Below are 22,063 nucleotides of genomic sequence, written 5' to 3' on the forward strand. Positions count from 1 at the left end.
AGTACTCAGGTAACAAAAGGTCGAGTTAAAAAAAATGGGTAAGCTACTTTTATCGCACCGCTACAACCCTCTACCCTTGCTGCGTTCCCACCCTGGGGGAGTTCAAGAGGAGCTGGTCGTAAAAGACTTACCCACCGCAAATATAGCAAAGATTTCGTCACCGCAACATAAATTGCTGATTGTGTATTTAACACACTTATAATCAGCATGAATAATTATTAATATTGCTAAACTTAGCTAAAAAATCGATTGTGGAAGGGCAATACCTTATGTTGCTGCCAATGCTGTTCGTGCCCGAAAGTATCGCGTTTAAGTACAGTGAGGGCATCAATTTTAAAAACATCATTGTATTGTGCTTTGGCAAAGTATGGCCATAGCAACTCAAATTGTTTTGCCGTAATGTTACGCACAACGGTAATGTGCGGGTTTAAGCTTATTTTAAGGTTCATGTTTTGCAATAGCAGTTTAAACCATTTTTTAACAGCGTCGTTATAGTCAACATTGGCATAAATGGTCATGCTCTTGTCGCCATGCTTAAAAAAGCCAAAGCCTTTTATATGTAATACAATAGGTGGTATGGTACTTAGTTTTTGCGCTAAACGTTGCAGGGTAGGTTCAATAATAAAGGTTTTTTGCCGTTCGGCCTTACAAATGCTAATATGTGCTTTGGCGTGCATACTCTTAAATTGACCAATATGTTTGGCCGAAGCTTTTTTGTATCTCTCAATCTCATAAACCACCTCATCAGGCGGGGAGAGCAACATCATATAATCGGCGTAGTGCATGGTTTGATATAATGGTTTTAAAGCCACAATATTTGCTAATAATTTTAGTAATTGCAAATTATTTTTGATATTTGCACCATGTCCGGCAAGCGCCATATTGTACATATTGATCTTGATTCGTTCTTCGTTTCGGTTGAGCGTAAGTTCAATCCTGAACTTATCGGCAAAGCTGTCATCATCGGAGGCTCGGCTGATAGGGGTGTTGTGGCATCATGTAGTTACGAGGCGCGCAAGTACGGCGTACATTCAGCCATGCCTACCAGGCAGGCGCTTAAACTTTGTCCGCATGCTATTTTAATCAGCGGCAGTCACGGCCGGTATGGCGAGGCCTCACGCGAAGTAACCGAGATCATCCATAACGCGGTGCCGCTGTATCAAAAAACATCGGTTGATGAATTTTATATTGATTTGACCGGGATGGACAGGTTTCATGATCCCTACAAGATCGCCTCTGATCTTAGGCAAAAAGTGATGCGGGATACCGGGCTGCCCATCTCATTCGGTATGGCATCAAGCAAAACGGTTGCTAAAATGGCTACCAATAAAGCAAAGCCTAACGGACAATTATTGATACCCCACGGTAGCGAAATGGATTTTTTAGCTCCGCTGCCTATTAATAAGATACCCATGCTGGGCGAGAGTACCTGCAAAAAACTATACGAATACGGTATTGAAAAAATAGGCGATCTGCAAAAGGTGGAATTGCGTTTTTTGCAAACGGTTTTTGGCAAGTCGGGCCTGTATATATGGGAAAAGGCGCGAGGGATAGACCATAGCGAGATCGTACCACATTCAGACAGAAAATCAATTTCAAGCGAACATACTTTTCATCATGATGTTGCCGACGCGCGCACGCTGGAAACTATTTTGGTGAGCATGACGGAGGAACTATCCTATAAACTACGTAAAGAGAATAAACTGGCCTCGTGCCTTGCCATCAAAATAAGGTATGCTAATTTTGAAACCCATACTTTACAGGAAAAAATATCACTCACCGCTGCCGAACATATACTGATACCGGGTGTAAAAAATCTGCTTAAAAAAGCCTGGAACGGGCATAGGCCTGTACGATTAATAGGGGTTAAGCTCAGCAATCTGGCTACCGGCCGATACCAGATCAACCTGTTTGAAGATAACGAGGAACGTATCCGCCTTTACCAGGCTATGGATAACATTAACTTTAAGTTTGGCGATAAAACCGTATGCCGTGCCGCCGGTATGGAGATAGGAACGAGAAACTTTAACCCGTTTTTAAAAGGATAAAACAAACAGGGTTGCAATTAGCAACCCTATTTGTTTGGTGTAAATAGTATTTATTACTTAATTACTTCAACCCACTGGCCTTTAATCAGGGCGTTGATGGAGTTGTTATACATTGCTTCGCAATAGGTTGCCGGCAAATAATACCTGCCCGCATAAGCCGCGTTAAGCATTACATAATAAGTAACTTCCTGTCTTTCGCCCAAGCCAAAGTAGGTGTTCACCCTGTCGTCGCGAATGTCGCGGTAATCAGATGGGGACGATTTAAAGGCTTCATCATTATTCAGCATCCGGCTGTTCAGTATCTCCCATCCGGAAGGGAAGATCTGCGTTAATGCCATATTATCATAACGGCCCTGCTTACCCGGGTTACGTAATGTTACCTGGGCTACAAAGTCGGTACCTTGTTTAAGTTTTGCAACATCAACCGGTTTGCCGCCCAATGTAAAGTAGGCTATGCTCATACCCAAAACATCCGGATTTACATTAGTGGCAATATTATCTGCCGATGATGGCTGCCCCTTTTGGATCAGGCGCACATACAATTTGTTAGTGCCGTTATTTTTAACAAACACCTTACCGCCATTTGGGGCGGCATCTGCCTGCCATATGTACGAGTTGGCATTAACCGAACCTTTAGCACCCGCCTGGTAGGCAAATGCCATTTTGCCGCCGTTTTTGTTCACGCCGCAATACTGCGCTATCGCGATGAGTGAGTAGGCGGTGGTTTGGGTGCTGTACCAGTAATCGTGCGATAAATGAGCGGCCACAGTACGCATTAAGGCTGATGCCCTTTGCTGTTGGCCTAACAAGGTCAATGTTTCCAGTATCATGGCCTGGTCGCGCAGGTCTGACCCATAGGTGCCAAACATGCTATTGTATGGCTTGATCTCTGTAGGTAAGCCTTTTATCAGGTTAAGCGCTACCTCGGTTTGCCCGGCCAGTTTGTAGGCTGCTGCCAAACGCCATTTAGCTTCAATGCTGATGTACTGGAATTCGCGCAGCCGGTTCATTGCCCCAAGTTCCGGCGAGCGGGCGAGCGCCAGCAGATATAAACGATAAGCTTGTATCAGATCGGCACCATAAAAACTGCGAGTATCCGGAGCCCAGCCAAGTGCTTTTTGTTTTTGGAATTTTTTCCATTGTTCAATAAACCCAACAGGTAACTGATAGCCTTTGGCTTGAGCAGCCAGCATAAAATGACCGGCGTAGTTGGTTCCCCAATCGTCAGCTTCGCCATAACCGGGCCAGTAGCTTAACCCGCCGTTGTTAACCCTGAAGCCGTTAAGCCGGTTAATGGCAGCCTTGATATTACGCTCGGCCTCAGCTTTCTGGCGGTCTGTCAAATCCTGAAGCTGCTCCAGGTAAAGTTGCGGGAAAGCTGCCGATGTAGTTTGCTCCACGCAACCATGCGGGTACTGTATCAGGTAGCTTAAGCGTTTTGATAGGTTAAGTGCCGGTATGGCCGAAACCTCCAACGTTGCCTTGTTCGTGCCGATCATACCCAGCGCAGCATACAGTGTACCCCATGTTTTACCCGGAGCCAGTTCGGCTTCCAGTATTTTAGTAACCGGAGGATTAGGATTACGTACGTTCAGCTCAACATCATAAGCCGCGGTTTCGCTGCCGCTTTTAGCAATTATCCTGACTTTGCCTACGCCAACAAAATCTTTAACGTTTAAATTGAAGGTTACCAGTTGGTCGCCTGTTTTAGTAAACGTGAGCGATTTGCTGTTGTTACCACCAAGATTGCTGAACGCGTTTGATTGTACCTGAACATTCACGTTCTTGATATTCTTTTCGAGCGCGAAAACGGTTACCGGCAGTTGTATCTGTTCCTGCGGAGCAAGTACACGGGGTAGGGTAGCTAAAATCATTAATGGTTTTTTAACCGCCACTGCTTTCTCGGCAAAACCGTAACCACCCGTATGGCCTGCAATAACCATTGCACGTACTGAGCCAATGTATTGCGGTAGAGTAAAGCGCTGGGTTTGTTTTTCGCCTGCATTTAAGTGGAATGGCCCCAGGAATTTTACCACAGGCTTAAAGCGGTTAACCGACACATTCTTATTTTGCGAGGCGGTACCGTCGCCACCTATGCTGAGTATACGTTCTAACCCGCCGCCAAACGCACCGATAACGTAATCAAACAGGTCCCAGGTTTTAACGCCTAACGCTTCCTTAGCATAAAATGTGCTATGCGGATCAGGCGTTTTAAAGCCGGTTATATCCAGCAGGCCTTCATCAACAATAGCAACGGTATAGGTCATTTCCTTGCCCGATGCTTCGGAAACGGTAATAGCCGACTGTGTTTCCGGTCGTATCTTATCAGGCATGCTGATCACCGGTTTCAGTATCGTTTCCGGGTTTTCAACCTGCAGGCCTATAGTACCGTACATGCGTATCGGTAAATCATTAATGGTTTGCGCGTGGCGCTGTAGCAAGGTCACGTTTACAAAAACGTTAGGTGCCATGCTTTCATCAACCTTAAAGCTGTAACGGGTTTGGCCTTTTTTGGTATCTATCCATTCGGTTTTAAGCACCTTGCTGCCATTTTCAAAGCTGATCAATGCGCGGCCATCACTACTGGTTGGAATGGTTAGCGTAGCATCCTCACCAACTTTGTAGCTTTTCTTGTCAGAGGTAAATGAAAGCATCGCCGCTTCGGTAGGGTTATCCTGCTGTAACCTTTCTGACCAGTTTGGCCAGTCAACATAAATGATCTTACCGGTTGAGTGCCCCGTTTGTGGGTCTTTTACTTTGATGAGGTACCGGCCCCAATCGGCCTGTGCTATACGCATTCCCCATTTACCGCGACCGTTGGTCAGGTTAACAGTTTCGGTTTTTATCAGTTTATTATACCTGTCTTGCGTAAAGTTGCTTAGCTCGTCGCCGGTTTCATCCCACCACCAGCGCCATTGAATTTTATACAGTTCAACCTCAACCGAACGACTGCCGGGTAATAGTTTGCCTTTGGTATCCACATCGGCAATATCTATCACATGATCTTTACCAGTAACCAACATACCCGAAAGTTCACTGCCTTTTGGTGTTTTTATACCTACGTAAGCAGGGTAAACATTATAGGGTAAAGCAACCTGATTTATGCTGAAATTACCTCCCGGTTCAAAAACCTTTACCACAAAATTAGCACGTAAACGGCCTGGCGCCTGGCGTTCAACATTAATATCGGCACTTACAGGGGCCGTGCCATTGCCATTAAGGCGTGCATCAAATACGGTTTGGGTTTGTGTGTTAAAGGCAAGGGTAGGGTCATCAAATACATAGTCATCAAAACCTTTAAAGGTGGTTGTTTGTGCCGATAAGAAGGCATCCACCTTAGCTTTTAAGTTTTGAGCCGCGCCGCCAAACAGCCATTGTGCTGAGAGTGCGCCGTTTTGGCCTGCACCTTTGGTAAGTTCATCAGCCCCGCCGAATGACAAGTTGAGCTTTAGCCTGTTAGGCATAATGGTTTCAACCTTAATATTTTTCTCAAACACTGCGCCGCCTACCTTAACCCTGGCCAGCCAGTTACCTGTTGGTGATGAAGTTTCGGTAGCGGTATGAAAGCTGTAAAAACCATCAACAGATTTATTTTGGGTGATACGTTTATATACCTGCCCCTGCGGATTGTAAAGCTCAAACTCAACAGGGTGATCAGCAGGGAGGGTTTTAAGTTTATCCTCTAAAATAAAGGTGAGGTAAATATCATCGCCCGGGCGCCACACGCCACGTTCGCCATAAATAAAGCCTTTTAAGCCTTTTTGTACCTGTTCGCCGCTTACATCAAAACGGGTTAATGGTAGCGAACTGCCATCATCTAATTTAAGGTAGCCCCGTTCGTTATTGTATTTGGCCATCAGCAGGTAAGGCTTGCGCTTCAGGTCAAATTTAGCCAGGCCATCACCGTCTGATGTGGTTTTGAAGATAACCTGCTTTTGATAATCAAGCAACTGAAGCTCAACACTACCCATAGGTTGTGCGGTAAGCAAATTGGTAACGGCAACCACCATGCTGTTATCGCTGCCACGCTTGGCTATTAAACCAATGTTTGATGCCATAATGTTGCGCGTGGCCCAGCGCTGTTTGCTGAAGTAGGAGTTGGTACAAGGGTCGTTACGCTCATCCCAACGGTAATCATCAGGGTAATAATTATCATAACGCTGCCAAAATTCATCGTCTTCATCATTTACCTTGCCGGTATTATTGCCGCCATATTCGTAATCATCATAACCCTCATCTTCATCACTAACTTTTGCAGCCGAACCTGCGCGGCAATTAAATAGCGAATACTCCTTGCGGAAACCGATCACTACGCGGTATATAGCACCCGGTTCGGTACGTAGTAACTGGTCAATATCCAGCATAAAACGGTTCTTTTTACCCAGGTTAAGAGCTTTGTCATCATCCAGGCGAATGGTTTTTTGTACAACCGGTTTACCTACCTGGCGAAGTTCGGTACCGCCATCAAATCCATTGTTTTGGAAGTACTGCGGTACGTTGTTTTCGTATACCTTAATGATGGTTACATCCACCGCTTTCAGGTTTACGGCCTCAAAAGGCATCATCAGGTGACCAGAATCCGGCAGGATAACGCCTTTGCCCGGTATGGTAACAGCAGGCAAACGATTTTCAAAAAATACGTTTGCAGTATAAGGCTTAGTAAGCTTTTTGTTTGAAATATTTTCGATGCCGGGATTTACCGTAACCGTATAATTGCCTTCCAATCTCTCGGGTGCGTAAACCTTAACCACGCTGCCGTCAATGGTGTACGCGGCATCGCCAATGTTATTAATGCTGATCAATCCGTTCAATTCCTGCCCGACCATGATAGCATCTGAGAATTGCACTTCGGTATACTCATCGTTATTTTGTACTGCACGAACTGCCAGCACCCTGAAATCGCCAATGGCGGGTACCACGAAAGCCTGGCTGCCTTGCTTCTCAACGTTAAGGCTGCCGCCATTCCAGTCAACAGTTAGGGGAGTGGCCTTGTCCTTAGCACGGGCAAGGTTATTTACCGTAAACGTGTGCGATTTTGTGGCCGCGTTATGCTGCCAGGTTATTTTGGCTGAAGATGAATAGTTTACAGCTAAAATCTTTTCTATCGCTTTCGGGTCTTCGGTATCGGCTGTTTGTATACAGCCGCCAAGTTTCATTTTATCTATAGATGTATTGGTGGCCGTACGTAAGCCTGCGAAGGTTACGGTAAAATCGGGTTTTATGATCTGGAAATCAAAGCTGAAATTCTGATACTCTTTAGGTACCTCAATAACCTTGCTCAGGCTAAAGTCAGCCGAATAATTTTGCCCGGGTTCAAGTTTCTCTGATGGTGTGAATTCAATGGTGCGGGCATCAACCCAGCGGGCCTTGCCTTTTATTGACGGCGAAAATTCAAACAGATCATCGCTAAGATCACCATTTTGCTGATGCGATACCTGTACCTCGCCAGAAAGTTTTATGCGTATAACGCCTTGTTTGGAGATAATACCGGTGGTGTAAGCCTCAATATACTTGCTAAAAACCGGATCGACAGGCGGGCGTTTAGGCTTGGTAATAAAAAAATAACTTACTATAAAGATCAATATCAGGGCTATCCCTATAGTGACTAATCTTTTGCGATGGTTAAAAAGATTGCTCTCACTCTGCATAAAAAAGGTTTAAATATTTTGAGTAAATATAAACCTCTTATCATATTAAGCAAATAACCCCGGGTTTATTTTATCATTACGCCTGGTTTATTTATTACGGGCAGTTTTATCAGGTTCATATCCACAATGCTTTCGGGCAAAAAGATGAATTTTTTATCGAATATGTTTTTGCCGATGTAGTAGCTCAGCCAGTATTCGTTACTCAGGCCAAAAGTTTCCTCGTCAATCGGTTCTATCAAAGCGAACGAGTTGGGCTGTACATTTGGGATCATGTGGCGCAGGGTGGAGGTTTTTACCTGCTCGCCATTTTTTTCACCATAGCCTTTGGCCGTGATCAGCACATTCTCTATAGCTTCGTTTTTAAGGTTAATGAGGTATACATACCAGGTTTTCCCCTCAACGTTCTCTCCCTCTAAAGCCACCGCGATGGCAATATCCTGAACCGTATTATCCGGAAGATCCTTAATCATTGTACAGTATTATAATTTAACCTTAAATAACACGCTGTAACATGCAGGTTATTATTTCTTTTTAGCGAATTTTTTAGCGCCTTTTTTGGGTTCTTTACCAGCTTCTCCTGCTAAGGCCTTCACATCTTCAAACGTAATAGTGTTCGGATCTTTATCCTTTGGTATCTTAATGTTTTGCTTGCCGTATTCAATATATGGCCCCCAACGACCATTCAATATCTTGGCATCCGGATCTTCATCAAAAACCTTGATCAGCTTTTCGGCATCCTTTTTACGTTTTTCGTTGATGATCTCAATGGCTTGTTCTTCGCTTACATCCAACGGATCTAAGCCCTTAGGCAGCGAATAGAACGCACTGTTGTGGCGAATGTACGGTCCAAATTTACCGATGGCTACCGTCATGTCCTTATCTTCAAAAAAGCCTACCTTTTTAGGCAGCTTAAATAGTTCAAGCGCTTCTTCAAGCGAGATCGTTTCTATGCTCTGGCCGGTACGCAGGCTGGCATACAATGGTTTGTTTTCCGCGTCATCATTATCACCAACCTGTACAAACGGGCCATAGCGACCAATGCGTACAGATATTTTCTTTCCATTTTCGGGATGTACACCTAATTCACGTTCGCCGCGGGCTTTGTCTGCCGTTTCGATGGTGTTCTCTACATCTTTATGGAAAGGGCCATAGAACTTGCGGATCATGTCCGTCCATTCTTTTAAACCCTGGGCTATTTCGTCAAATTGTTTTTCAACGCTTGCGGTAAAGTTAAAGTCGACAATGCCGTTAAAGTATTGCACTAAAAAGTCGTTCACAACAGCGCCAATATCAGTAGGGAAGAGCTTGCCTCGTTCGGCACCGGTATTTTCTGATTTTTCCTGCTTTGATATTGAACCGTCCTTTAATGCAAGCACACGGAAATTGCGTTGTTTGCCATCACGATCTTCCTTAACCACGTAACCACGGTTTTGTATGGTTGATATGGTTGGGGCGTAGGTTGACGGGCGGCCGATACCCAACTCCTCTAACTTTTTAACTAAACTTGCCTCAGTATAACGTGCCGGCGGACGAGAGAACCTTTCGGTAGCTGTAAGCTCCTGCAGATCTAACTGCTGGCCTTTTTGTAATGGCGGCAGCATGGCGTTATCACCTTCCTGGTTATTGTCATCTTCATCGTCATTACTCTCAAGGTAAACCTTTAAAAATCCGTCGAATTTCATTACCTCGCCATTGGCAACTAAATCCTCATTACGTGTTGATATTCCGATTTTTGCCGTGGTTTTCTCAAACTGAGCTTCACTCATTTGCGAGGCTATGGCACGTTTCCAGATCAATTCATACAAGCGCTTTTCAGCGTTATCGCCATCAATGGTATGCTTGTCAAAATATGTTGGGCGGATGGCCTCGTGAGCCTCCTGTGCGCTGGCGCTTTTGGTTTTATATTTTCGTTGCTGATGATAGTTTTCACCGTAGGCGCTGCGTATTTCCTGCGCGGCGGCATTCAAGGCCAGGTCAGACAGGTTGACCGAATCCGTACGCATATAGGTAATATTACCCGATTCGTACAGGCGCTGTGCCAACGACATGGTACGCGATACCGAGTAACCCAGCTTACGGCTTGCTTCCTGCTGTAATGTTGAAGTAGTAAAAGGTGCGGCAGGCGAACGTTTTGCCGGTTTGGTTTCCAGCGAATCAACTGTAAAAACAGCACCTATGCAATCCTGTAAAAACTTCTCGGCATCTTCCTGCTGAGCAAAACGATGCGGCAGTTCAGCCTTAAAGGCATTTTTACCCTTGCCAAATATGGCCACTATTTTAAAGGCAGCCTCGGTTTGGAATTTATTGATCTCGCGCTCGCGTTCAACTATAAGCCTTACAGCAACAGACTGTACACGACCTGCGGATAATGATGGTTTTACCTTTTTCCACAAAACAGGGGAGAGCTCAAAACCTACCAGCCTGTCTAACACACGGCGTGCCTGTTGGGCATTCACCAGGTTGTAATCTATCTTGCGTGGATTATCTATCGCTTTCAGGATAGCCGGTTTGGTTATCTCGTGAAATACGATACGGCGGGTTTTATCTTCTTTTAAATTAAGCGTATCAAACAAGTGCCATGATATGGCTTCTCCCTCGCGGTCCTCATCGGATGCCAGCCAAACCGTTTCGGCCTCCTTAGCTAATTTCTTTAATTCGCTAACTACCTGTTTTTTATCCGCGGGTACCTCATACCGTTGTTGAAAGTTATTGGCTATATCAATAGCATCCTCAGATTTCACCAGATCGCGGATGTGCCCGTAGCTCGATTTAACGGTGAAGTCTTTTCCGAGGTATCCCTCGATGGTTTTTGCCTTCGCGGGAGATTCTACTATAAGTAAGTTTTTAGCCATTAACAGTTTAAATTTTCTGCAAATAAAATATAAAGAACGCTAAACACAAATTTGTTTTAGTTTTAATTGGGTTAAGTTTTTAGCGGCAGGGTTGTTAAATGAAGTTTAAAACACTTTATACGTACGTGTAACCGCCTATTAAACCATGTACTTACCTATTTGGTTTAACCTATAAAATCAGCACGAAAAAAAGCAGGATTTTTTTTTATATCAGGAACCCTCCGCCCAGCAGGTCATTGCCTTCATAAAATACGGCCGACTGCCCCGGCGCAATGCCTGAAACCGCGTGATGGAAGTCAACCTTCATGTGTTCGCCCATTTGTACAATATGGCTATCCATACCGGCATCCTTGTAACGTATCTTGGTGATCGCTTCAATGGGCTCGGTAATTGTTTCGTACTTTATCAGGTTAAGGTTTTTAACCCAGGCTTCCTTACGTTCAAGCTCATCGGCAGTGCCAAGCACTACGGTATTGGTTTCGGGGCGTATAGCGGTAACAAACATGGGTTTACCCAGGGCAATACCCAAACCTTTACGCTGGCCAATGGTATAAAACGGGTATCCTTCGTGCTTGCCCACAACGGTGCCGTCAGTAAGTACATAGTTGCCTTTGCCTATCTTTTCGTCAAGATCTTCAACCTTGTGGCGCAAAAAGGCGCGGTAATCATTATCAGGTACAAAGCATATCTCGTAGCTCTCGCTTTTACCGGCAAGTTCCATCTGTCCCATATCCAATGCCATTTGGCGTATTTCGGGTTTTGAAAAGCTGCCTAATGGAAATTTAGTACGCGCCAGGTTTTTTTGCGAAACACCCCATAAAACATATGATTGATCCTTATTGAGATCCTTACCACGCGAGATAACATATCGGCCATTATCATGCACGCGAATGTTGGCATAATGCCCTGTAGCTATAAATTCGCAATCCAGCTTATCGGCACGCTTTAACAATGCATCCCATTTAATATGGGTGTTGCATAATACACATGGGTTAGGTGTGCGGCCGGCCAGATATTCGTCAACAAAATTATCAATAACGTAATCACCAAATTCGTTACGTATATCTAATATATAATGAGGGAAGCCATAGCTTACGGCAAGGGCACGGGCATCATTAATGCTGTCCAAACTGCAACAACCGGTTTCCTTTGAGCTGCCACCGGCCGAGGCATAGTCCCATGTTTTCATGGTAAGGCCTATCACCTCGTAACCCTGCTCATGCAGCATTACTGCTGCTACAGAACTATCAACGCCGCCACTCATGGCCACTAATATCCTACCGTGCTTGCTCATATTAGCTGCAAAGGTAATCAATGTTTTACACTCACTTATAAATGCTATCTATTTTGACGGTTTGGTGATAAGTTTTGATGGTTAAATAATTGGGTATTTAGCATCAAGAAGTTTCTGGATGTGAAATTTTTTGAACTTTCATTTTAATTAATAGTGTTTATTTATCAATTTATTAAAGAGGTTACCTTGATAATCACTTTATCAGCATGATGGGGGTTGTAACACAAACAAAGTTTTGATATTTAGAAATTCATGGATGCCGAATAAATCCAATTCACGGCCGTAGCCTGACTGTTTTTATGGCGCCAAATGGCAATCTTGTATGGCACTTTACAAGCGCGTTTACAAGCACTAACCCGCCTCCGGTTTTGTTAATGCAATAAATTCGCCATGGGCGGCATCTTTAGTAATACACCGGCACCCAAACAAAAAGAGCTTGTGTTATCCAGCCTGATCTCGTCATTTTCATCCTTGGCTGGTATTATGGAGGCTACCGGGCCGAAAAGCTCTTCCTCAAAATCAATATGCCTTTTTTAACTATTGATAATACTGTAGGCGCGTAAAAGGCATGTTCACATTTTAATAACATTTCCTCCAAGCGGCGAATTATTATAAGTGGTATACTTCGCTACTTTTTAAGATTATATGGACTTACAGAATAAAAAATTCATCTCTGTGTTTTTGAGGTAAATCATACGATCAGGAAAGGTTTTCAAGAGCCATAAAACATGACTTAAAATATATGCAACGCCATTTATGTACTAAAACACGGTAAAATGTGTTTGTGATACACTTAAAATAGTAGTTAAATTCATCTATTCTGTGTTCCATTTGTTAATGTTGAAACATTTTTTTTGAATTTTTTTTATAAAAGATGCCTTTGGGTAATTAGGTTAAAATCAAGTTTATGATTTTGTTAAAAATTTAATAAAAATGAATGCTGCTATTGCAAATTTTGTAACAGAATATAGATTTGTAATACCCTAATTTATAAAGATATGAATGCTGTTAATTTAACATTTGAGCAAAAATTGCAAGGAATTATCGTTGCGGTTGTATGCTTGGCAGTGGCGGTGAATTATTTTCTATTGTAACTACCCCAAAAAATCTTTCAGCGGGATACTGGTGTGCAGTATCCCGCTTTTTATTTACAGCAAACTTTAATATCAGGAATTTCTGATCTGCCCATTACCTTTCACAAGCCATTTATAGCTGGTAAGTTCGTTTAGTGCCATAGGGCCACGGGCGTGCAGTTTTTGGGTACTTATGCCAATTTCGGCACCAAGGCCAAACTGGGCACCATCAGTAAAAGCGGTTGAAGCATTTACATATACCGCAGCGGCGTCAACCGCTATGGTAAAGCGGTTGGCATCTGCATCATCTTCGGTAATAATGGCCTCGCTGTGCTTTGAGCTGTATTTAGCTATGTGTGCCAAAGCTTCGCTTATATCCGTAACTGTTTTTATAGCCAGTTTATAATCCAAAAACTCAGCGCCAAAATGTTCTGTGGTTGCAGGCTGTAACAGTTCTTTCGGGTAATTGCCGTTAAGTATGGCGTAAGCCGGTTCATCAGCATATATAATTACTTGCTTATCTGCCAGGGGCTGTATAATGGCAGCCAGTGTATTTAATTGCGATGAGTGGATAAGGAGGCAGTCTAAAGCGTTGCATACGCTTACACGCCTTGTTTTGGCGTTGAATACAATGGCGGCGGCTTTGGCAACATCAGCAGAGGGCGCTATATAGGTATGCACTATTCCGGCACCGGTTTCAATTACCGGCACCTTGCTGTTATCGCGCACATAGTTTATAAGGCCCTGGCTTCCGCGGGGTATCAAAACATCAACCTTGCCTACAGCGTTTAGCAGCGCATGCGTAGCCTCACGGTCGGCAGGTAATAGGGTAGCGCAGTTAACATCAACATTGTTTTTTTCAAGTACCCGGTGTATAATGCTAATGATGCAGTGGTTGGAATGATCGGCATCGCTGCCACCTTTTAACACCGCAACATTGCCTGTTTTAAAACAAAGCGCAAAAACATCAAAAGTTACATTTGGCCTGGCCTCGTATACCACTCCTACAACACCAAGTGGCACGCTTATTTTTGAAATATGCAGGCCATTATCTAAATGCCGGTCATCCAATATGTTCCCCAACGGGCTTTTAAGTTTAGTTACCGCGATAATGTCATTGGCAATGCCCTGTATACGTTCGGCAGTAAGTTTTAGCCTGTCATATTTCGGATCGTCCTTGTCCATGCGGTCAAGGTCTTTTTTGTTTTCGGCGAGTATATAGTCTGTTTGTGCAACAGCGGCTGCTGCTACTCCGGTCAATATATCATTAATGGTATCATTTGATAGCAGCGCCATTTTGCGGCTTGCTGCCACGGCGTTATCAAAATAATGGTTAAAACTCATAAGGTGTGTTATTGCAAATAAAGATAATCATAATGCACCAGCGGCTTTTGGTTCTTTTGCCCCATTTTTTCGCGGGCTTTATCGGCGCTGTACTCGGCACGGCCTAAACCGATCAGGCTGCCATGGCTATCTATCAGTTTAATAATGTCGCCTTTTTTAAAATCAGTATTTATGGCGCTTATCCCAATTGGTAGCAGGCTTGTCGCCTTGTCTGATGTTAAAGCTTGTTTGGCTCCATCATTTAATTCAACTACCCCGGTAGCCGATGTTTCTGAATGCGCTATCCATTTTTTACGCCCCGAAGCATTTTTTTGAGGTATAAAACGGGTATGGGGCATATCGCCGCTTAAAATGTTAGTTAATATACCATCTCGTGTGCCGTTGGCAATATGCACGGTTATGCCTAACTGCGCTACCTTTTGCGCCATGTGTGTTTTGGTGATCATACCGCCACGCCCAAATTGCGATCTGCGCTGCGATACAAATGCCGACAGATCAACACCCTTGCCATTAACCTCATGTATAATTTTTGAGGTTTCCAGTTGTGGGTTACCGTTGTAAATGCCATCAACGTTGGTGAGTATTATAAGTGCCTGTGCATTTAGCATAGATGCTATTAGCCCGGCAAGTTCATCGTTATCGGTAAACATCAGTTCGGTTACTGATACCACATCGTTTTCGTTTACAATGGGTATCACCTGGTGTTGCAACAAAATTTCGAGGCAGTTTTTTATGTTGAGGTAATGCAGCCTGTCCCTGAAATCCTCTTTGGTAACCAATACCTGAGAGCAAAGTATGTCAACCTTTTCAAACAAATGGGCATAGGTATTAATAAGCTTTACCTGTCCAATTGAGGCAAGCAATTGCCGCGCTGCTACGGCATCACACCTGTCAGCAACGGTGATCAAGCTTCTACCTGATGCCACAGCGCCCGATGATACCAGGATCACCTCAATGCCGCTTTTTTTTACTTCAGCTATCTGCTGCACCAAGTGTGCTATACGCTCGTTATTGGGTAGTCCATCAGCTTTCGTGATAACGTTTGAGCCTATTTTTATAATAATTCTTTTATATTTTGTCGACATTGATGCCTTTTTACAGCAAATTAAATCATTTTATATCATTCATGCCTATCATTGTAGTTGAAAATGGCAATATTTAAAATAAATCATCATTTTTAAATGCATTAAGATGATAAAGAATAATAATTGAATTAAATTGTATTTATTATTCGGATTTTTGGTGATCTGAATAAGTTTGCAAAAATTTGATGTTGCGTTCAAGTCCGCTGAATTTAGCACGCTTTACTGCCGATTTTTGGAATACTTTTTTGAATGTTTCTTCCGTCAGTTCGGTCCAGTCGGCCGTGGTAAGGCCCAAAAGGTCGGGGTGTGGGTTAAAAGATGGTTCGTTATGTATAACAGAAAATTTATTCCAGGGGCAAACATCCTGGCAAACGTCGCAGCCAAACATCCAACCCTCCATTTTATCTTTAAACGCTGATGGTATCTCGTTTTTGAGTTCAATAGTTAGGTACGATATGCAACGGCTGCCATCAACCACATAAGGGCCAACAATAGCATCAGTAGGGCACGCATCAATGCAGCGGGTACAGGTTCCGCAGTGGTCGGCAGTGGGTTCAATATCATATTCCAGGTCCAGGTCAATGATCAGTTCGGCCAAAAAATAAAACGAGCCTGCCTTTTTATTGATCAGGTTACTGTTTTTACCTATCCAACCCAGGCCTGCTTTTTTAGCCCAGGCCTTATCAAGCACCGGTGCCGAATCAACAAACGCACGTCCGCCAACATCCCCAATATTTTCCTGTATAAACTGCAGCAATTGTTTTAGTTTATCTTTTATAACATGATGATAATCGGCACCGTAGGCGTACTTTGATATTTTAGGAGCGTCAGGTTCTGCCTGTTTTTGATCGGTATAATAATTTAATGCTAATGATATTACCGAGCGGGCACCTTCAACCAGCAGCCTTGGATCAAGCCTTTTGTCAAAGTGGTTTTCCATGTACTGCATTTCGCCGTGCATGTTTTTGTTGAGCCAGCTTTCAAGTCGGGGGGCTTCGTCTTCTAAAAAATCGGCCCTGGCTATACCGCAAAATAAAAAACCGAGCCTTTGTGCCTCGTCCTTTATTAATTTACTGTATAATACTTTATTATTTAAGGCCATTAATCAATTACACCACTTTGATAAGCACAAAATTAGGTAAAACTCATAAATGCTGAGTTAATATAATTTTATAATCAAATACACTTTTAACGTTACTTGACAGGATATTTTTATATTTAGCTGACAATTGTGTGATATTAGATATGCTTATACGGAAAAGGTACTACTTTCTTGCACTGTTTTTCTGTTTGGCATTAACCCGTGCATCAGCAGGTATTATTGATACTGCTTATGTAACACGCTTACTGAAAGGGGAAGAGCGACAAGCTAACGATGGCGATCTGGCACGTTACTTAAATAATTACTTTATTGCCGCGCCGTTAAATGATGTTGCTACAGCCCGTACTTACATTGGCCCGATATTAAAAAAATACAGAAAAAGGGAAGGCCCGGCATTTGAATATTTTATAAGCGGAATAATTCAAAAAAGACTGCTGCATTATGACAAGGCTAAAAAAAGCTTTGATAACGCTATTGTAATAGCCGAAAAAACGGGCAACCATTACCTGCTATTTTCATTACATAGTAACCAGGCTTTTATTTGGGCATCGCAAGGTAACAGTGCCGAGGCAATGGATAATTACCGTTTAGCACAAAAGGAGGCTACGGCACTTAATGATATAAACCGGCACATTTTGCTGGCTATCAATATCTCTGACCTGTATTATAAGAATAATCTTTTTAAGCAATCGCTGCAATACCTGGATCAGGCGGAAGCCATGAATAATGCCGCCAAATCAAAAAAATTCCACCACGAAAATTTTATCTATCTTAATAAGGCCGAAATATATTTCAGGTTGAACAACCTGGATTCGTTAAAAAAATATCATCGTTTGTTATTTAGTCCCGATAGGGCTTCAACCGGTATCTACGAGTTCAGGAAAAGGGTTTCCTATCTTTTAACCATAGCCGGAGGCAGTTATATAAAAGCTATTGATGAAATAAATACCCTTAAAACTGATAAAAAATACCCTTTTTGGAATGAAGATCTGATATACCTGGCTGATGCATACTACAAGGCGGATATGAATGATTCGGCAAAAGTTACCATCAACAGTATTTTAGGGTCCATTGGCAAAAACGACAATCCATTTTTAAAATATCATTTGCATGAGATACTCGGGCAAATAGATATGAAGAATGCAGATACCATTAGTGCTGCTAAAAACTTTGCAATAGCATTAGCCGAATTCCAAACGCATACCGACCGTATGGTGCAGGTAGCTAATATATCTTCGCAAATGAAGATTGACCAGATAGCTGAAGACTTTATCAGAAAAGAGGAACAATATAAACGGCAACGGTTGATGTTGATATTCGCGGTTGTTGTATTTGCGCTTTTGGTAGGTATCATCATTATGTTTTACCGTAACATTAAGCAAAAGCATTACTACGAGCAGCTTTTGTATAAAGCAAAACACCACGAACTGGCATTTATTAACTCGCACGAGGTGCGCCGGCACTTGTCAAATATATTAGGATTGGTGGGTTTGTTGCAGGATAAAGGTCTTACGAAAGCAGAAGCCGATCAAATAACAGGCAATCTTGATCACTCCGCTCAAAGCCTTGACAGCGCCATCAAAAATATCTCCGAAAAATTAGACAATTGACCTTTACAGGCTACGAAATAGGTTTTCTATAAGTTTTAACTTGCTTAGCGAGGGCTATGGTATGGCCTTTGCTTAATGGTTAATAAATTTATGAAGATCCATTTTATTAGCAAAAGCATATGTTACGACAGATAGAGGAACTGCCTGCTCATGTGCTTGGTGTACATGCGGTTGGAAAGATAACCAATAAGGATATTAAATCTGTGCTTGAACCTGCTGTAAGCCATTTATTTAAAGCATATGGCGAATTAAATTATATACTTGTTGCCGAGAGCAGTATCTGGGATTTTACAACCGGGGCCATGTTTGCCTATTTTTTTCTGATCTTGAAATATTACTCTAAATGGAACAAGGTAGCCGTGGTTGCTGATGACAGGGGTATTAACAGCTTTACAACAGTTTTCCGGTTTTTGATACCGGGCGTTTCAAAGCGGTTCGGTTTTAGTGATATGGATAAGGCTATACAATGGATAGCAAAACGCGATACTAAATTAAATACCTATGACAACTGAAAACAACGATCAAAACACTGACCCGAAAGAAGCTAACCCAGGGGAGAATACCGGTGGTAATGAACTGGCTAAAGGCAATCAGCCAAATGAGCAGAAAAAGCTGGATGATGAGCGCGTACATACCGTAACCCCTGATAATGATAGTGGCGACCCGGGGCCACCCATTGAAGAAAGGGATACACAAAAGCACGACGAATGATAATAAATTGAACAAACAAGCCCGCTGTTTTTGGCGGGCTTGTTTGTTTTAAAAGCTGTTTTTAATACTGTTGTGCAATGTTTTTGGACTCCAGTAACCACTGCCTAATATGCGGCGAACGGTATATAAAGGGTCTTGCTGATCGCGTTTTTCGGCTAACTGGAAAGCCAGCTTAAAGCCACGGCTTTTTAATTCAGGAAGGCCATCAATATTCCATAAGCCGAAAGGATAGGCAAAATATTCTATTTTTTTGCCGGTGATATCCTCAAGGCGTTTTGTTGGCTTATCTAACTGGATCAGCCAATCTTCGCCTTTAAGTTTTTTAAAGTTATGATGATCCCAGGTATGGCTGCCTATGATGTTTCCCTCGTCAGATAATTCTTTAATCTGCTGGCTATTCATATAATTAGGCCTGCCTATTGATACCGTCATGATAAAGTATACAGCCTTGTAGCCATACTTTTTCAGCTCCGGTGCAGCAATGGTATACTGATCGAGGTCGGTATCATCAAAAGTAAGCATTACCGGTTTTGAGGGTAGCGCTTTACCGTAAACCAGGTAATCATACAACTGATCGGGCAAAATAGTATGGTAGCCACTATCAGCCAGCATTTTTATATGGGCTTTGAAATTATCAGGTTCAACAATGTAATCCTTAGCGCTTTTTGAGTCGCGCGGGCGCCAGTTGCGTATCTGGTGATAGCAGATAACAGGCACCTGGGGCCTTGATAGTATGGTAGTGGCATCAGCAGCCTTAGTGTGTACAGTTTTAATAGCAGTATCACTATCCACAGCGGCCTTGGCCGAACTATCTGTAGGTAAATTACTGTTTGATACAGATTGGCAGGATGTAAGAGCCGCGCCCACAAAGCAGGCAACGGCTAAAAAATGCTTTAGCATAAATTAAAACGACGTTTTTTTTGAAGGCGCTAAATTAAAATAATTCAATCGCATAAAACGGGCGGTATAAAAATAAAATCGGGGTTATAATACAATGCGTTTACCCTGCTTTATGGAGCGCTTGGCAGCATCCAGTATTTGCATAACTATCATATTATATTCAAGCGATGCCTGGTCGTTCTTTTCATCTATCTTGCCATTAATTACGGCTGACAGATACAATAAAGGATTATTGAAGGGAGCTTTCAACGCCTGCGCTTTATGTGTATTGCTGCTGTTCTCTTTAAGGCGTACCTGTAAATTGGTGCCATCAAAGGCATGTACGTAGCCGGTGCTGCCAAATACTTCCATATCCTTAATATTAAAAGGCCAGTTCCACGAGGCCTCTATTTGCCCTACAGCGCCGGGGTATTCAACCAGTATGGTGGCATCGTCCTCAACCTTTGGGTACACCTGTGGTTTGTAATGGCGGGCTATTGCGGTAACGGCTGTGGGTTTTTGCCCTTTCATTAGCCATGTCATCAGGTCGGCACCATAACAACCAAAGTCATTAAGCGCACCGGCTCCGTTAAGTACAGGGTCGGTAAGCCAGCTTAAAAACTCTTCGCTGCAACCAATTTCCCGCGGGCCACGGTGCCCGTCATGCACTACCATTTTACGTACCGTGCCCAGGCTGTCATTGGTTACCAGGTCATAAACCTCTTTGAACGAGTCATACCAGGTGGTTTCGTAATTAGTAAGCACCTTTATTTTGTACTGATTGGCAAGTGTTTGTATTCGCTGTGCCTGCTGTAATGTTGCTGCCAAAGGTTTTTCAACCATAACGGGTATATGCAGCGGGGCGCAGGTTTCAACCACATCAACATGCCGGGCAACGGCATTATAACCTAAAACCGCATCAGGTTTTTGGCGCTGCAAAGCTGTTTTCAGGTCACTGTAAAATATGTTTTCAGGCAGTTTATAGAGTTTGCTGTATTTATCCCACAGTTTTTTATCAGGTTCGGCAATGCCTATAATATCAACCTCACCTTTGCGCTGCTGGTTCATAATGTTGTGCACATGGTCATGCGATAAGCCGGCTATAACAACCTTCAATTTACGTTGTGCTGATGCCATGGTGCAGGCGCTTAGTACCAAAATGGCAGCGCATATTATGTTTTTCATTCTCATAGGATAGATTGGTGTATAGCTAATTTAAAACAGGGAAGGAGTGCCGCCCGGTTTAATTTTACCTAAATGTTTATAAGCTGCTTCGGTAACTTCACGGCCGCGGGTAGTGCGCATTAAAAAGCCCTCCTGTATCAAAAAGGGTTCATACACCTCCTCAATCGTACCCTCATCTTCGCCTACAGCGGTGGCTATCGTTTTTACCCCGACAGGGCCGCCTTTAAACTTGTCAATAATGGTTGCAAGTATCTTATTGTCCATCTCATCGAGGCCGTGCTCATCAACGTTCAGGGCGTTCAGGGCATAGCGGGCAATATCGGTATCAATATTACCATTGCCTTTTATCTGGGCAAAATCACGTGTGCGGCGCAGCAGTGCATTGGCAATACGCGGGGTACCGCGGCTGCGGCGGGCTATCTCATAAGCGCCCTCATCACTAATATCTGTTTTTAATATAGATGATGAACGCATCAGTATAGTGGTAAGCAATTTCGCGTCGTAATACTCGAGCCTTGAGTTAATGCCAAACCTCGCCCTTAAAGGCGCGGTAAGCAAACCTGAGCGTGTAGTAGCGCCCACCAGTGTAAAGGGGTTAAGTGATATTTGTACCGACCGCGCGTTAGGGCCGCTCTCCAGCATAATATCTATCTTAAAATCTTCCATGGCCGAGTACAAGTACTCCTCAACCAGCGGGCTAAGGCGATGTATCTCATCAATAAATAAAATGTCGCCGGTTTCAAGGTTGGTAAGTAAACCAGCCAAATCGCCGGGTTTATCAAGTACCGGGCCCGATGTTATTTTTATACCCACGCCCATTTCATTAGCAATGATGTGCGAAAGGGTGGTTTTACCCAAACCCGGAGGGCCATGCAGCAGCACATGGTCAAGCGCTTCGCCACGCTGGCGCGCCGCCTGTACAAAAACTTTTAAGTTGGCTAATATTTTATGCTGGCCCGTAAAATCTTCAAATGCCTGGGGGCGTAATACTTTTTCAATATCACGTTCAACAGGGCTTAAGCGTTCACTCGCCGGATCAAGGTGCTCATTCATTGCCAACGAAATTAGTAATTTTTTCAGGTTTTACATACAGTAGTATATAGCTCATTGCTTATAATTCCAGATAATTTAAACCGCCGCCGCTATTATTTTGTTATTATTTATGGTTGTTAAATATGTTGCAACCTGTTAATATACAAACCGTAAACAGGGCTAAACCTGCTTACTAAACT

The 22,063-nt window shown here is 43.2% G+C and carries 16 protein-coding genes and 1 other RNA gene; 4 read left to right on the plus strand and 13 right to left on the minus strand.

Features of this window, described 5'->3' with window-relative positions; translation table 11 throughout:
- Window positions 1–33: 33 nt before the first annotated feature.
- Both ffs and LJ707_RS01675 read right to left on the minus strand, forming a co-directional pair.
- Window positions 34–133, minus strand: an RNA gene (gene ffs / locus LJ707_RS01670) — signal recognition particle sRNA small type.
- A 100-nt stretch (window positions 134–233) separates the two neighbouring features.
- Window positions 234–785 carry a 2'-5' RNA ligase family protein gene (locus LJ707_RS01675; RefSeq protein ID WP_228948995.1) on the minus strand — a complete coding sequence of 184 codons (552 nt, stop codon included), beginning with the start codon at window positions 783–785 and terminating at the stop codon, window positions 234–236.
- A 51-nt stretch (window positions 786–836) separates the two neighbouring features.
- Here LJ707_RS01675 and dinB point away from each other — a divergent pair, with 51 nt between their 5' ends.
- The gene (gene dinB, locus LJ707_RS01680) at window positions 837–2,048 is read left to right on the plus strand and encodes a DNA polymerase IV (protein ID WP_228948996.1); all 1,212 of its coding nucleotides are present in this window, start codon (window positions 837–839) and stop codon (window positions 2,046–2,048) included.
- Between the two features lie 53 nt (window positions 2,049–2,101).
- Here the strand turns inward: dinB and LJ707_RS01685 are convergent, their stop codons facing one another.
- The 8 genes from LJ707_RS01685 to queG all read right to left on the minus strand — a co-directional run bounded on the left by LJ707_RS01685 (window position 2,102) and on the right by queG (window position 16,446).
- On the minus strand, window positions 2,102–7,696 hold the full coding sequence (locus LJ707_RS01685) for an alpha-2-macroglobulin (protein WP_228948997.1): 5,595 nt from the start codon (window positions 7,694–7,696) through the stop codon (window positions 2,102–2,104).
- A 65-nt stretch (window positions 7,697–7,761) separates the two neighbouring features.
- On the minus strand, window positions 7,762–8,166 hold the full coding sequence (locus tag LJ707_RS01690) for a hypothetical protein (RefSeq protein ID WP_228948998.1): 405 nt from the start codon (window positions 8,164–8,166) through the stop codon (window positions 7,762–7,764).
- A gap of 51 nt (window positions 8,167–8,217) precedes the next feature.
- Window positions 8,218–10,548 carry a type I DNA topoisomerase gene (topA, locus tag LJ707_RS01695; RefSeq protein ID WP_228948999.1) on the minus strand — a complete coding sequence of 777 codons (2,331 nt, stop codon included), beginning with the start codon at window positions 10,546–10,548 and terminating at the stop codon, window positions 8,218–8,220.
- Window positions 10,549–10,753: 205 nt separating this feature from the next.
- Window positions 10,754–11,842, minus strand: a complete 1,089-nt coding sequence (gene mnmA / locus LJ707_RS01700) for a tRNA 2-thiouridine(34) synthase MnmA (RefSeq protein WP_228949000.1) — start codon at window positions 11,840–11,842, stop codon at window positions 10,754–10,756.
- A 371-nt stretch (window positions 11,843–12,213) separates the two neighbouring features.
- Window positions 12,214–12,366, minus strand: a complete 153-nt coding sequence (locus tag LJ707_RS20375) for an aldehyde dehydrogenase family protein (protein ID WP_370632374.1) — start codon at window positions 12,364–12,366, stop codon at window positions 12,214–12,216.
- 642 nt (window positions 12,367–13,008) lie between these two features.
- The gene (locus LJ707_RS01705; RefSeq protein WP_228949001.1) at window positions 13,009–14,259 is read right to left on the minus strand and encodes a glutamate-5-semialdehyde dehydrogenase; all 1,251 of its coding nucleotides are present in this window, start codon (window positions 14,257–14,259) and stop codon (window positions 13,009–13,011) included.
- 8 nt (window positions 14,260–14,267) lie between these two features.
- Complete coding sequence (gene proB / locus LJ707_RS01710) at window positions 14,268–15,344, minus strand: glutamate 5-kinase (protein WP_228949002.1); 1,077 nt, start codon at window positions 15,342–15,344, stop codon at window positions 14,268–14,270.
- Between the two features lie 142 nt (window positions 15,345–15,486).
- The gene (gene queG, locus LJ707_RS01715) at window positions 15,487–16,446 is read right to left on the minus strand and encodes a tRNA epoxyqueuosine(34) reductase QueG (RefSeq protein ID WP_228949003.1); all 960 of its coding nucleotides are present in this window, start codon (window positions 16,444–16,446) and stop codon (window positions 15,487–15,489) included.
- A 143-nt stretch (window positions 16,447–16,589) separates the two neighbouring features.
- On the opposite strand from queG, the gene LJ707_RS01720 reads away from it, so the two are divergent.
- The 3 genes from LJ707_RS01720 (at window position 16,590) to LJ707_RS01730 (ending at window position 18,767) form a co-directional block, all read left to right on the plus strand.
- Window positions 16,590–18,056, plus strand: coding sequence for a hypothetical protein (locus LJ707_RS01720; protein WP_228949004.1), 1,467 nt, complete (start codon window positions 16,590–16,592; stop codon window positions 18,054–18,056).
- Window positions 18,057–18,175: 119 nt separating this feature from the next.
- Window positions 18,176–18,568, plus strand: a complete 393-nt coding sequence (locus LJ707_RS01725; RefSeq protein ID WP_228949005.1) for an STAS/SEC14 domain-containing protein — start codon at window positions 18,176–18,178, stop codon at window positions 18,566–18,568.
- Window positions 18,558–18,767, plus strand: a complete 210-nt coding sequence (locus LJ707_RS01730) for a hypothetical protein (protein ID WP_228949006.1) — start codon at window positions 18,558–18,560, stop codon at window positions 18,765–18,767. Before LJ707_RS01725 ends, LJ707_RS01730 begins: the two co-directional genes overlap by 11 nt.
- A 48-nt stretch (window positions 18,768–18,815) precedes the next feature.
- Here LJ707_RS01730 and LJ707_RS01735 read toward each other — a convergent pair whose 3' ends face one another.
- The 3 genes from LJ707_RS01735 to ruvB all read right to left on the minus strand — a co-directional run bounded on the left by LJ707_RS01735 (window position 18,816) and on the right by ruvB (window position 21,884).
- Entirely contained in the window at window positions 18,816–19,667 is an 852-nt protein-coding gene (locus LJ707_RS01735; RefSeq protein ID WP_228949007.1) for a polysaccharide deacetylase family protein, read from the minus strand.
- An 84-nt stretch (window positions 19,668–19,751) separates the two neighbouring features.
- The gene (locus tag LJ707_RS01740) at window positions 19,752–20,831 is read right to left on the minus strand and encodes a Gfo/Idh/MocA family protein (RefSeq protein ID WP_228949008.1); all 1,080 of its coding nucleotides are present in this window, start codon (window positions 20,829–20,831) and stop codon (window positions 19,752–19,754) included.
- Window positions 20,832–20,861: 30 nt separating this feature from the next.
- Window positions 20,862–21,884, minus strand: a complete 1,023-nt coding sequence (gene ruvB, locus LJ707_RS01745) for a Holliday junction branch migration DNA helicase RuvB (protein WP_228949009.1) — start codon at window positions 21,882–21,884, stop codon at window positions 20,862–20,864.
- Between the last annotated feature and the right edge of the window lie 179 nt (window positions 21,885–22,063).

Source organism: Mucilaginibacter sp. UR6-1, from assembly GCF_020880975.1.
Lineage (GTDB): Bacteria > Bacteroidota > Bacteroidia > Sphingobacteriales > Sphingobacteriaceae > Mucilaginibacter.